We start from the raw sequence: 12585 nt of genomic DNA, 5'->3' as shown, positions 1-12585 counted from the left end.
AACCCGATAGGTGTCACATGGCAGGCGCAAAAGAGATTCGCGGCAAGATCGCGAGCATCAAAAGCACACAGAAGATCACCAGCGCCATGGAAAAGGTTGCGGTCAGCAAGATGCGTAAGGCTCAGGCCCGCATGGCTGCCAGCAAGCCTTATGCCGAGCGCATCCGCGCTGTGATCGGCCACCTGGCCAACGCCAACCCCGAGTACCGCCATGCCTTCATGGTGGAACGCGAGGTCAAGCGCGTCGGTTACATCGTGGTCAGCTCCGATCGGGGTCTGGCCGGTGGTCTGAACACTAACCTGTTCAAGGCTCTGGTCCGCGACATGAGCGACCAGCGCGGCAAGGGTGTGGAAATCGATCTGGCGGTGATCGGGGCCAAGGGTGCCTCCTTCTTCCGTAGCTTCGGCGGCAACGTGGTCGCGGCCATCAGCCACCTCGGCGAAGCCCCGGCGATCGGCGATTTGATCGGCAGCATCAAGGTGATGCTGGATGCCTACCTGGACGGCCGTATCGACCGTCTGTACGTGGTATCCAACGTCTTCGTCAACACCATGACCCAGAAGCCGACCATCCAGCAGCTGGTTCCGCTGGTTGCGACCGAGGGCGGTGAGCTGCAAGGCAAGCATTGGGACTACCTCTACGAGCCCGACGCCAAGACCCTGCTCGACGGTCTGCTGGTGCGCTACGTGGAATCCCAGGTGTACCAGGCCGTGGTCGAGAACGCTGCCAGCGAACAGGCCGCGCGGATGATCGCGATGAAGAACGCCACCGACAACGCCGGCGATCTCATCAAGGAGCTGCAGCTGGTCTACAACAAGGCTCGCCAGGCTGCGATCACCCAAGAAATTTCGGAAATCGTCGGCGGCGCCGCCGCGGTCTGACGGACAGCTTAAACATTCGAGGAACGCGAAATGAGTAGCGGACGTATCGTACAAATCATCGGCGCCGTGATCGACGTGGAATTCCCGCGCGACGCGGTACCGCGCGTCTTTGACGCCCTCAAGGTTCAGGGTGCCGAAACCACCCTGGAAGTCCAGCAGCAGCTGGGCGACGGCGTGGTCCGTACCATTGCCATGGGTAGCACCGAAGGCCTCAAGCGCGGCCTGAACGTGGGCAACACCGGCGAGGCCATCAAGGTCCCGGTCGGCGTCAAGACCCTCGGCCGTATCATGGACGTGCTGGGCAACCCCATCGACGAAGCCGGCCCCATCGGCGAGGAAGAGCGTTGGGAAATCCACCGCAAGGCCCCGTCCTATGCGGAGCAGGCCGGTGGTAACGACCTGCTGGAAACCGGCATCAAGGTCATCGACCTGGTCTGCCCCTTCGCCAAGGGCGGTAAGGTCGGCCTGTTCGGCGGCGCCGGCGTGGGCAAGACCGTCAACATGATGGAACTCATCCGTAACATCGCCATCGAGCACAGCGGTTATTCCGTGTTCGCCGGCGTGGGCGAGCGTACCCGTGAAGGGAACGACTTCTACCACGAGATGAAGGACTCCAACGTTCTGGACAAGGTCGCCCTGGTCTATGGCCAGATGAACGAGCCGCCGGGCAACCGTCTGCGCGTGGCCCTGACCGGTCTGACCATGGCCGAGAAATTCCGTGACGAAGGCCGTGACGTCCTGCTGTTCGTCGACAACATCTACCGTTACACCCTGGCCGGTACCGAAGTGTCCGCGCTGCTGGGTCGTATGCCGTCCGCGGTGGGCTACCAGCCGACCCTGGCCGAGGAGATGGGTGTCCTGCAGGAGCGCATCACCTCCACCAAGCTGGGTTCGATCACCTCTGTCCAGGCCGTCTACGTGCCTGCGGATGACTTGACCGACCCGTCCCCGGCGACCACCTTCGCCCACCTGGACGCCACCGTGGTTCTGTCCCGTGACATCGCCTCCCTGGGTATCTACCCGGCAGTCGATCCCCTGGACTCCACCTCGCGCCAGCTGGACCCGAACGTGATCGGCCAGGAGCACTACGACACCGCTCGCGGCGTCCAGTACGTGCTGCAGCGCTACAAGGAGCTGAAGGACATCATCGCGATCCTGGGCATGGACGAACTGTCCGAGTCCGACAAGCAGCTGGTATCCCGCGCGCGTAAGATCCAGCGCTTCCTGTCCCAGCCGTTCTTCGTGGCCGAAGTCTTCACCGGTTCGCCCGGCAAGTACGTGTCCCTCAAGGACACCATCGCCGGCTTCTCCGGGATTCTGCGCGGCGACTACGATCACCTGCCCGAGCAGGCGTTCTACATGGTCGGCAGCATCGACGAAGCCATCGAGAAAGCCAAGAAACTGTAACTGCCGCGCCCGGCGACGGGCGCTCTTAGAGGCACGCTATGGCCAAGACAGTCCAATGCGACATCGTCAGCGCGGAAGGGGAAATCTTCTCCGGCGCGGTGGAGATGATCATCGCCCACGGCCACCTGGGTGATCTGGGTATCGCCCCGGGCCATGCGCCGCTGCTCACCGATCTGAAACCGGGCCCCATCCGCCTGGTCAAGGCCGGGGGCGCCGAGGAGGTGTTCTACATCTCCGGCGGTTTTCTGGAAGTGCAGCCGAATGTCGTCGAAGTGCTGGCCGATACCGCCAGCCGCGCCGCTGACATCGACGAAGCTGCCGCTCTGGAAGCCAAGCAGCGCGCCGAGGCAGCACTGAGCGACAAGGGCACGGAGTTCGACTATACCGCTGCCGCCACTCAGCTCGCCGAAGCCGCCGCCCAGCTGCGCACCATCCAGCAGCTCAAGCGGCAGGCCAAGCGCTAAGCGCAAGGTCAGGCTGTAACGACAAGGGTAGCTTCGGCTACCCTTTTCTTTTGTCGCCCGAAAAGCGGTGCGAGCCATTCCGCGAGGTCGGACTGCGAGGGCCTTCGTTGCCTCCGCGCTCCAGCCCCGTCTCTTCCTCCTGTCTCCGAGGTTCCGATGTCCCTGGAAATCGTCATCCTGGCTGCTGGCCAGGGCACCCGCATGAGATCCGCTCTACCCAAGGTGCTGCATCCCGTGGCCGGTCGTAGCATGCTGGGGCATGTCCTCGACCGCGCCCGCGAATTGCAGCCGGCCGGTATCCACGTCGTCATCGGCCATGGTGCCGACCAGGTCCGCAGCCAGCTGGCCGCCGACGATGTGAGTTTCGTGGTCCAGGCCGAGCAGCTCGGTACCGGCCACGCCGTGGCCCAGGCAGCGCCGGCGCTGACGGCGGAGCGGGTGCTGATCCTCTATGGCGACGTGCCGCTGATCCAGACCGAGACCCTGCAGCGCCTGCTGCGGCAGGTGGATGACAGCCACCTGGCGCTGCTCACCGTGGAGCTGGACGATCCCACCGGCTATGGCCGCATCCTGCGCGATGACCAGGGGCAGGTGACCGCCATCGTCGAGCACAAGGACGCCAACGACGCCCAGCGCGCCATTCGCGAAGGCAACACCGGCATCCTCGCGGTACCCGGCCGGCGGCTGGCGGACTGGCTGGGACGACTGTCCAACAGCAACGCCCAGGGCGAGTACTACCTGACCGACGTCATCGCCCTGGCGGTGGCGGACGGCCTGACCATCGCCACCAGCCAGCCGGCGGACGCCATGGAAGTACAGGGCGCCAACGATCGCCGGCAACTGGCCCAGCTTGAGCGGCACTTCCAGCAGCGCGCCGCCGAGCGCCTGATGCTGCAGGGCGTGACCCTACTGGATCCCCTGCGCTTCGACCAGCGTGGCCAGGTCGAGGCTGGCCGTGACGTCTCCATCGACATCAATGTCATCCTCGAAGGTAAGGTAGTGCTGGAGGATGGGGTGAGCATTGGTCCGAATTGCGTGATCAAGGACAGCGTGCTCAAGCGTGGCGCCATCATCAAGGCCAACAGCCATTTGGACGGCGCCGTGGTCGGGGAGGGCGCCGATGTCGGTCCCTTCGCCCGGCTGCGTCCCGGCAGCGAATTGGGCGTTAAAGCCCATGTCGGCAACTTCGTCGAACTGAAGAATGCTCAGCTGCAGGACGGCGCCAAGGCTGGCCATCTCACCTACCTGGGCGATGCCAGTATCGGCGCGGGCAGCAACATAGGCGCGGGTACTATCACCTGTAACTATGACGGGGCCAATAAGTTTCGAACCGAAATCGGCGCGGACGTCTTCGTGGGTTCCAACAGCTCCCTGGTGGCGCCGGTTACCCTCGGCGCCGGTTCCACCACGGCGGCAGGCTCGGTCATCACTGCCGATGTACCGGCCGATACCCTGGCACTGGGCCGGGCGCGCCAGGTCAACAAAGATGGCTGGCAGCGACCGAAAAAGGCACCCAAGGCTTGACGTCCAACGGTGATTAGGTTTTGATTCGATCCATTATCTTTCGAATCGAAATTTATGACCCGTCGCAATACCGCTCAGCGTCGTCACGCCATCCTTGCCCGGCTGCAGGAGTCGGGTGAAGTGAGCGTCGATGAGCTGGCACGGCAGCTGGAGACGTCCGAGGTGACCATCCGCAAGGATTTGGCCGCCCTCGAACGTAACGGCTTGCTCCTGCGCCGCTACGGCGGCGCGGTGGCCATGCCCCAGGAGTTGCTGGCCGAATCGCCGCCCCAAGCCTCGCCGTTCAAGCAGGCCATCGCCCGGGCCGCGGCCCAGCGGCTGCGCGAACATGCACGGATCATCATCGACTGCGGCAGCACCACCGCGGCGCTGATCCCTGAACTCGACCGTCGTCCCGGCCTGGTGGTAATGACCAATTCGCTGCAGGTGGCCACCGCCCTGCGCGAGCTGGAACAGGAACCCATGCTGCTGATGACCGGCGGGACCTGGGATCCGCATTCCGAATCCTTCCAGGGTCAGGTGGCCGAGCAGGTGCTCAGATCCTACGACTTCGATCAGCTGTTCATCGGCGCCGACGGCCTCGATCCGGAACGCGGCACCACAACCTTCAATGAACACCTCTCGCTATCGCGGGTAATGGCGGAGGTGGCGCGCGAGGTGGTGGTCATGGCCGAAGCGGACAAATTGGGCAGGCGAATTCCCAATCTGGAACTACCTTGGGAAAAGGTGGACGTCTTGATCACTGACGAGCGGCTGTCGCCCGAGGCGGCGCAAGCAATCGAAAGGCGCGGCGTGCAGGTCGTGCGTGCCGCTGTGGACAACTAGACAATCAGGTCATCCACAGGGCGTCTCGCATGACGGCTGTGGATAAAACCGGCAACGGGAGGTAAGCATGTGTGGAATCGTCGGCGCCATTGCCGAGCGTAACATCACCGCCATTCTGGTCGAGGGCCTCAAGCGCCTGGAGTACCGCGGCTACGACAGCGCTGGCCTGGCTTTGCTGGACGCCCAGGGCGAACTGCAAAGGCTGCGCCGCATCGGCAAGGTCAGTGAACTGGAGGCAGGTCTGCTTGCCGATCCCCTGGCCGGTCGTCTGGGCATCGCCCATACCCGCTGGGCCACCCATGGCGCACCCACCGAAGCCAATGCCCATCCGCACTTCTCCCAAGGGGATGTGGCGGTGGTGCACAACGGCATCATCGAAAACCACGAAGCCTTGCGCGCCCAGCTCAAGGAGCGTGGCTACGTCTTCACCTCCCAGACCGACACCGAGGTCATCGTCCACCTGTTGCATCTGAAGCTGCAGGACAGCGGTGACCTGACCACGGCGCTCAAGGCAGCGGTGAAGGAATTGCACGGTGCCTATGGCCTGGCAGCGATCTGGCGCAAGCAGCCGGATCGCCTGGTGGCGACGCGCAGCGGCAGCCCGCTGGTGATCGGCCTGGGCCTGGGCGAGAACTACCTGGCTTCCGACCAGTTGGCCTTGCGTCAGGTGACCGACCGTTTCGTCTACCTAGAGGAGGGCGACGTCGCCGAGATTCGCCTGAATCAGGTCAGCCTGTGGGACGTCGACGGTCAACCGGTGCAGCGGGAAACGGTGCAGTACCACGAAGGCAGCGAGGCCGCCGACAAGGGCGCCTATCGCCACTTCATGCTCAAGGAAATCCATGAGCAGCCCAGCGTGGTCCAGCGCACTCTGGAAGGTCGTCTGGGCGACGGTCAGGTCTTGCCCGAGGCCTTCGGTCCGGCCGCTTCCGAGCTGTTCGCCAAGGTCCGCCAGGTCCAGATCGTCGCCTGCGGCACCAGCTTCCACGCCGGCTCGGTGGCGCGCTACTGGATCGAGGAATACGTCGGCATCCCCTGCCAGGTGGAAGTGGCCAGCGAATTCCGCTATCGCCGTGTCGCCGTCAGCCCCGACACCCTGTTCGTCACCATCTCCCAGTCCGGTGAGACCGCCGATACCCTGGCCGCGCTACGCATGGCCAAGCAGTCCGGCTATCTGAGCAGCCTGGCGATCTGCAACGTGGCGACCAGTTCCCTGGTGCGCGAATCCCAGCTGAGCTTCCTGACCCAGGCCGGCCCGGAGATCGGCGTGGCCTCGACCAAGGCCTTCACCACCCAACTGGTCTCGCTGCTCCTGCTGACCCTGAGCCTGGGCCGCTGCCAGCAGCGACTGGATGCCGGTGTCGAAGCCGAATTGGTAGCTGAACTGCGGCGCCTGCCGGCGCGCCTGGACGAAGCCCTGGCCATGGACAAGACCGTGGAAAAGCTGGCGGAATCCTTCGCCGAGAAGCACCACACCCTGTTCCTGGGGCGGGGCGAGCAGTACCCGGTGGCCATGGAGGGCGCGCTCAAGCTCAAGGAGATCTCCTACATCCACGCCGAGGCCTATCCGGCCGGCGAGCTCAAGCATGGACCCCTGGCCCTGGTGGACGCCGACATGCCGGTGGTCACGGTGGCGCCGAACAACGAACTGCTGGAAAAGCTCAAGTCCAACCTGCAGGAAGTTCGCGCTCGCGGCGGCCAGCTGATCGTCTTCGCCGACGAGCGTGCCGGCTTCGAGGATGGCGAGGGCACGCGCATCGTGACCATGCCGCACATCCACGATGCCCTGTCGCCGATCCTCTACACCATCCCGCTGCAGCTGCTGTCCTACCACGTCGCCGTGTTCAAGGGCACCGACGTGGACCAGCCACGCAACCTGGCCAAGTCGGTCACGGTGGAGTAGCAGGTTCCACGTGGAACTTCAGGGTACCCGCCAGGTACCCTGATTCTGCTGGGCGCAGGCTACGGCGAGAAAGCGGCCGTCCCCGGGTACTCCGTAGTAGTGGATATCCTGGCGATAGGGTACGCCCGGTGAGCGCGCACCCTGGCAGATACCGATCTCACCGACCGGGCAGCGCTCGACGAAGTGCACCTCGGTTTGTTGATCCTTGAGCTGGGGCTGGCAGAAGCCCTCGTGGAATAGCTTGGCGGGGATGTCGATATTGCTCTGGCAGATCTGCACGTCCACACTGCCCTGGCGGCTGCGGATTACGCAGGCGTCGGCGAGCGCCAGTGAGGGCAACAGCAGCAGAGGGATCAACAATCGCCGCATTCCAGCCAACCTCTCGTAAAAACGCCACTCTAGCATTCGACCTCTCGCCATGCGCCTAGCCGATATCAAGACTCATGTGATCGCCGGTCCTCTGGGCGCTGGCAAGACGACGCTGATCCGCCAGTTGTTTGCCCAGCGGCCTGGCGCTGAACGATGGGCGATTCTGGTCAACGAATTCGGCCAGGTCGGTATCGATGCGGCGCTGATGACCCAGGACGACGAAGGGCTGAGTATCGCCGAGGTGCCCGGAGGCTGCCTGTGCTGTGTCCAGGGCGTACCCCTGCAGGTGGCCTTGACGCGACTACTCAGGCGGGCGCGGCCTCAGCGGTTGTTCATCGAACCGTCCGGGCTCGGCCATCCCGCCAGTCTCTATCGACAGCTTCAGACATCGCCCTGGGTGGGGGTGCTTTCCCTGCAACCACTGGTCTGGGTAGTGGACGCCCAGCACTTGCTCGAAGGGCAGCCCCTGCCAGAGGCTCAGCAGGAGGCGCTGGAACAGGCTGGACTTATCGTGCTCAACAAGAGCCAGGGGCTGGACCGCTCGATGCTACCCCCAGCTCTGCAGACCAGGCCTCTGTATTGGACCGAGCAGGGACGGATCACGTTGGAACACCTGCCGCAGGCAACTCCCGCCGAGGGCCTTGCAGGGACGCTAGGCGAGCTACCAGCGGATAGCACACCGCGTGAGCTCTTGCTGCCCAATCGCCCGCTACGTTTCTGTCATACCCAGGAGGGGCATCATGCCCTTGGCTGGCGTTGGCATCCCGGTCACCGCTTCGACGGACCGGCGCTATTGGCGGTGTTGGCAGAGCTGCCGGGTCTCGTTCGACTCAAGGCGTGCTTGCAGCTGATAGATGGCTGGCAGGCCTACAACGGTCTGGCGCATCCCGGGGACTGGGAGCCAACCCTCTGGCGCCGCGATAACCGGCTGGAGCTGATTCTGGAGCAGATGCCGGATATAGAGGCCTTGGAAAAGCGTATCCGCGAGACCATTTGCGACACTTGAGGTTGCCAAATCTCTCCAGTTAATGATAATGATTATTAAATTTACTTTCTCTGCGTACAGCTCCCATGGCTCCAACGTCCCTTGCCAAGCCTGAACCGACCGTCATTGCCGCACGCTCCGAAGGTGATGAGGTGGAATCCATTCAGGGCCCTGTCAGGGCCGCGCTGACGGCCGACGTAGAACCGGTCGCCGGCGTCAATGCCAAGCGTGGCGAGCCCTCCGCGACCATCCTGTCCTTCCGTATGCCTGAGCGACACGAAGATATCGTGACGCCGGCCATGATGCCGGTAGGGGCCGCCGAGCCAGGCGAGCAGCCACCGCGCGGACGAGGTTGGGGCCTGGCGTCCGTATTGTCGTTGCTCATGCATGCCAGCATGGCCGCGGCATTATTTTTCGTGGTCCAGACCCCACCGGAACTGAAGATCGCCAAGGGCGACGAGCCCATGCAGGTCAGTTTCATCCAGTTGCCCAAGCCGGTGCCGGAGCCGCCAGCGCCCACCCCGGCACCACCTGCTCCGCCGCCACCGCAACCTGAACCGCCGCCACCGGAGCCGCCCAAGCCGGTGGAACCACCTAAACCGGTGGAGCCGCCCAAGCCGGTGGTGGAAAAGCCCAAACCCAAGCCGAAACCCAAGCCGGTCGAGCACACCCAGCAGAAGCCTTTGCCGAAGAAGGTCGAGCCCACACCGGAACCGGCTGCCGAGGCTGCGCCATCGCCGACGTCGGCGCCTGCTGCAACGGCTGCACCCAGTCAGCCCGCCCCGGCGGCAGCGCCTGCCGGTCCGCCGAAGACTGCCGGCATTCCTACCGGTAGCCTCGACGACGCCGATATCCGGCCGATCAAGATGACGCCGCCGGAGTATCCGGAAATACTGCGTAGACGGGGCGTGGGTGGCGAAGTGCGGGTGATGTTCACCGTGACCGCCGATGGCCGGCTGGCTGACATCCAGGTGCTGGAAGCGTCCAACAAGCAATTGGAGCGTGCGGTACTCGATGTGCTTGGCGAGTGGCGCTTCGCGCCACGCGTCTCGGGTGGCCAGATTGTCCCGCGCAAGGCGACCAAGACCTTCAACTTCAAGATCCAGCGCCGCTAGGCCAGTGAGCCCTTGCCCTCCGCCGGGTTCGTGTTGCACAGGGCGAATCCTCTCGCCCTGCCAGGTGCGATTGCTGCCGTCGAACGACGGCGGCCTAGCCGCTAAAACTCAAAAGGTTTCCTTCAGTGCCTGGTAGCGCTCCTGCAGTTCTCGGCGGATCTGCCGGCGCTGTTGGGCCTGTACACAGCGGCGTTTCTCGTCCGCCGTTACCGGTTCGAGCTGGGGAACCGGGCAGGATTTACCATCCTCGTCCACGGCCACCATGGTGAAGAAACAACTGTTGGTATGGCGTACCGAACGCTGCTGGATATTTTCGGTGATGACCTTGATGCCGATTTCCATCGACGTGGTACCGGTGTAGTTCACCGAGGCCAGAAAGGTCACTAACTCACCGACATGGATGGGTTCGCGGAAGATCACCTGATCCACCGACAGGGTGACCACGTAGCGTCCGGCATAGCGGCTGGCGCACGCGTAGGCCACCTCATCGAGGTACTTGAGCAGGGCACCGCCGTGCACCTTGCCGGAGAAGTTGGCCAGGTCCGGGGTCATCAGGATGGTCATGCTCAACTGGTGGTTGCCGGGTTCCATGGGCGAATCCTTGAGGGGTAAAACCGGTAGACGGTGCGTCGGCACCGCCTGTCACAGCCGTCAACGACCGGCCGAAAGTCCGAAGTCGATCGGTAGATCGGCACCGGAGATGGCCGCCGCCTGGGGTTGGCAGAGGAAATAGACGAACTCGGCCACTTCCTCGGGCTGGATGAAGCGTGCGGTATCCCCTTGCGGATAGCGATTGAGCAGGTTGCGTCGATAGCCGGCGGGATCACCGCTGCCGTAGCGGGCGGCCTGGAAGTCCAGCATGGGGGTGTCGATGTCACCGGGGGAGACGGCATTGACGCGTACCCCATCCCGGGCCAGCTCCACGGCCAGATTCTGGCTGAAGAAGCGTACCGCGGCCTTGGCCGCGCCATAGGCCGCAGCGCCGGCGATGGGCTGACGACCGGCGCCACTGGCGACATTGATGATGACGCCGCGGTTTTCCTTGAGGAAAGGAATGGCGGCCGAGCACATGAAGAAGGTCGACTTGAGGTTGACCGCCATCACCAGGTCGTAGTCTTCCTCGCTGAAGGTCTCCACTTCGCCTTCACGCCAGATGCCGGCCGCGTTGATCAGCGCATCCAGACGCCCGGTACGGGCCATCACCTTGCTGACCAGATTGCGACAACCCTCGGCGCTGGAGAGATCGGCGGTGACGCTGGAGTCCAGGCCGACGATGCCGTTGAGGCCGTGCAGACCCTCGGCATCGCGGTCAGCCGCGGCGACCCGCCAGCGACTCTGGGCGAAGCGTTGCGCCAGGGCACGGCCGAGACCGCCTGCGGCGCCGGTGATCAGGACGACGGGAGTGCTCATGACGCATCCTCCGGAATGATGGCCTTATCCAGACCCAGGCGAGGCGGGGTCGTTCAGCTTTCCAACCAGACGTCGCGGGCCCAGACCCATACCGAATCCCAGGATTCGTCGGTCAGGTCGCCATCTTCCCACAGCAGTACCTCGCCTTCCTGGCTGACGCAATAGTAGCCGTCGTCGCTGGCACAGAGGGGAATGTACTCTCGCGGCAGACCTTCGTCCCAGGCGGTCGCGGCGACTTCTGGCAAGTAGGTGTGGGACTGCGGATCGGTAACGGTAACCGGCTCGATGCGGCCGTAGACCACATCGCTGACGGTCAGCAGAAACTCACGGAATTCCGGCGGCAGGCTGATGAGCAGCTCTTCCTCGATCTCGACCAGCAGGTCTTCGTCGGGCAGCTCCAGGGGCACCGGGACGGGTTCGTTTTCTTCACGCAAGCGTTCGATGACGTCTTCCATAGCAGGCCTCTCTCGAAATGCGCACCGGATAGAGTAGAAAGGAGGCGCGCAAGGTTAGCAGTTCAGTCCGGGATAACGGCAGCTTCCGTCCGGACTTGATAGCGGTTTCGCGAGATGATCGGCAACGGTACAGACGAAAAAGCCCGGCATAGAGCCGGGCTTTCGCTGAGGCAGTAGCGTCAGGCGTTCTGACGGATACCGGCCAGCAGCCAGGGCTGGTTCTCGCCCGCCATGCGCTCCATGCGCCAGCTTTCGCTGAACGGCTGGCCCTGGTCGAAGCGCGATTCCTTGGACACACCGTTGAAGGTGATGGTGGCGATGGTCTTGCCCTGCAGGTCCTCGACCCCGTCCAGGGTGGCATTCAGGTTCTCGATATAGGTGGACTGGAAGCCTTCGCCCAGCGCGGCACGCTCATCGCGCAGCCATTGCAGCATCTGCGGGGTGACGAACTCGGCGATCTTGTCCATCTCGTTGGCGTCCCAGTGCTGCTGCAGGCTCATGAAGTGCTCGCGACCGGCGGCCACGAAACGCTCGGCATTGAACCAGCTCGGGGCGTTGATCACCGGTGCGGCACCGGCGGCGGCGCTACCGAACAGACCGCCGTTAGTGGGCTGGTTCGGCATCTCGCGCTGCATGGGTGCATGACCGGCGACAGCGGGTTGCGGACCGGCCTGCTGCTTGCGGCGGGCGAGCAGGCGGAAGATGACGAAGGCGATGAGCGCCAGGATCAGGAAGTCGAAGAACTGGAAGCCTTCGAAGCCGTCACCCATGAACATGGAGGCCAGCAGACCGCCAGCGGCGATGCCGGCCAGCGGGCCGAGCCAACGGGAGGCACCACTGGCGGGGCGGGCAGCGGCAGCCGCTCCGGCACCGGCGGCGGGCGCGGCCATGCCCGGCTGCTGGGTCGGCGCAGCCTGGCGGGTCTGGTGGATGGGCGCGGCGCCAGCGGACTTGCCGGCGCCCATGCGTTTGGCATTGGCATCCAGGCTGAGCGTGAGGCCCAGGCAGAGGATCATGAAGAAGCTCATCAGGCGTTGCATGTGGTGTTCTCTCAGTGAAGAGTCTGGTGTTGGATACATCTTGCGCTGCCCGGTCAAGTACAGCCAGCGTGAATTGTTTCGGTATTTTGCCCTGTCAGTGTTTCAACGCTGCGTTCAGCCAGCTTCGCGGGCGAAGGAAAAATCTCTAGGCGCATCAATCTATTACAGGTTTTTGCAGGGTCCGTCACAAGAGGTTGCAGGTGCTAG

At 63.9% G+C, this 12585-nt stretch carries 12 protein-coding genes and 1 pseudogene; 8 read left to right on the top strand and 5 right to left on the bottom strand.

Annotated features, from left to right (window positions below; genetic code table 11):
* Positions 1-17 precede the first annotated feature (17 nt).
* The 6 genes and pseudogenes from atpG (at position 18) to glmS (ending at position 7004) form a co-directional block, all read left to right on the top strand.
* Entirely contained in the window at positions 18-881 is an 864-nt protein-coding gene (gene atpG, locus FAZ11_RS19490) for a F0F1 ATP synthase subunit gamma (protein ID WP_058761371.1), read from the top strand.
* A gap of 30 nt (positions 882-911) precedes the next feature.
* Positions 912-2288: a F0F1 ATP synthase subunit beta gene (gene atpD, locus FAZ11_RS19485; protein ID WP_007160118.1), complete on the top strand. Its 1377-nt coding sequence runs from the start codon at positions 912-914 to the stop codon at positions 2286-2288.
* Between the two features lie 38 nt (positions 2289-2326).
* Positions 2327-2752, top strand: coding sequence for a F0F1 ATP synthase subunit epsilon (locus FAZ11_RS19480; protein ID WP_058761372.1), 426 nt, complete (start codon positions 2327-2329; stop codon positions 2750-2752).
* A gap of 156 nt (positions 2753-2908) precedes the next feature.
* Positions 2909-4276: a bifunctional UDP-N-acetylglucosamine diphosphorylase/glucosamine-1-phosphate N-acetyltransferase GlmU gene (gene glmU, locus FAZ11_RS19475; protein WP_058773863.1), complete on the top strand. Its 1368-nt coding sequence runs from the start codon at positions 2909-2911 to the stop codon at positions 4274-4276.
* A gap of 45 nt (positions 4277-4321) precedes the next feature.
* Positions 4322-5101, top strand: a pseudogene (locus FAZ11_RS19470) (DeoR/GlpR family DNA-binding transcription regulator); the annotation flags it as partial.
* Between the two features lie 67 nt (positions 5102-5168).
* Positions 5169-7004 carry a glutamine--fructose-6-phosphate transaminase (isomerizing) gene (gene glmS / locus FAZ11_RS19465; protein WP_058761375.1) on the top strand — a complete coding sequence of 612 codons (1836 nt, stop codon included), beginning with the start codon at positions 5169-5171 and terminating at the stop codon, positions 7002-7004.
* 18 nt (positions 7005-7022) lie between these two features.
* Here glmS and FAZ11_RS19460 read toward each other — a convergent pair whose 3' ends face one another.
* Positions 7023-7373 (bottom strand): hypothetical protein, encoded by a 351-nt coding sequence (locus FAZ11_RS19460; protein ID WP_058773862.1) that lies wholly within the window; start codon positions 7371-7373, stop codon positions 7023-7025.
* A gap of 49 nt (positions 7374-7422) precedes the next feature.
* Between FAZ11_RS19460 and FAZ11_RS19455 the strand changes: the two genes are divergently transcribed.
* Together FAZ11_RS19455 and FAZ11_RS19450 are read left to right on the top strand one after the other, a co-directional pair.
* Positions 7423-8379, top strand: a complete 957-nt coding sequence (locus tag FAZ11_RS19455; protein WP_058773861.1) for a CobW family GTP-binding protein — start codon at positions 7423-7425, stop codon at positions 8377-8379.
* Between the two features lie 131 nt (positions 8380-8510).
* Positions 8511-9473 carry an energy transducer TonB gene (locus tag FAZ11_RS19450; RefSeq protein ID WP_058773860.1) on the top strand — a complete coding sequence of 321 codons (963 nt, stop codon included), beginning with the start codon at positions 8511-8513 and terminating at the stop codon, positions 9471-9473.
* Between the two features lie 108 nt (positions 9474-9581).
* On the opposite strand, the gene FAZ11_RS19445 is transcribed toward FAZ11_RS19450, so the two are convergent.
* The 4 genes from FAZ11_RS19445 to FAZ11_RS19430 all read right to left on the bottom strand — a co-directional run bounded on the left by FAZ11_RS19445 (position 9582) and on the right by FAZ11_RS19430 (position 12378).
* Entirely contained in the window at positions 9582-10064 is a 483-nt protein-coding gene (locus tag FAZ11_RS19445; RefSeq protein ID WP_058766986.1) for an acyl-CoA thioesterase, read from the bottom strand.
* A 60-nt stretch (positions 10065-10124) separates the two neighbouring features.
* Complete coding sequence (locus tag FAZ11_RS19440; RefSeq protein WP_058761380.1) at positions 10125-10883, bottom strand: SDR family NAD(P)-dependent oxidoreductase; 759 nt, start codon at positions 10881-10883, stop codon at positions 10125-10127.
* Between the two features lie 53 nt (positions 10884-10936).
* A complete protein-coding gene (locus FAZ11_RS19435; RefSeq protein WP_007160107.1) occupies positions 10937-11338 on the bottom strand; it encodes an SMI1/KNR4 family protein in 402 nt (133 codons plus the stop codon).
* A 179-nt stretch (positions 11339-11517) separates the two neighbouring features.
* Complete coding sequence (locus FAZ11_RS19430; protein ID WP_058773859.1) at positions 11518-12378, bottom strand: Tim44 domain-containing protein; 861 nt, start codon at positions 12376-12378, stop codon at positions 11518-11520.
* Positions 12379-12585 lie beyond the last annotated feature (207 nt).

This window comes from Pseudomonas rhizoryzae (assembly GCF_005250615.1).
Classification (GTDB): Bacteria; Pseudomonadota; Gammaproteobacteria; order Pseudomonadales; family Pseudomonadaceae; genus Chryseomonas; species Chryseomonas rhizoryzae.
This window is presented reverse-complemented; position numbering and strand designations above follow the sequence as displayed.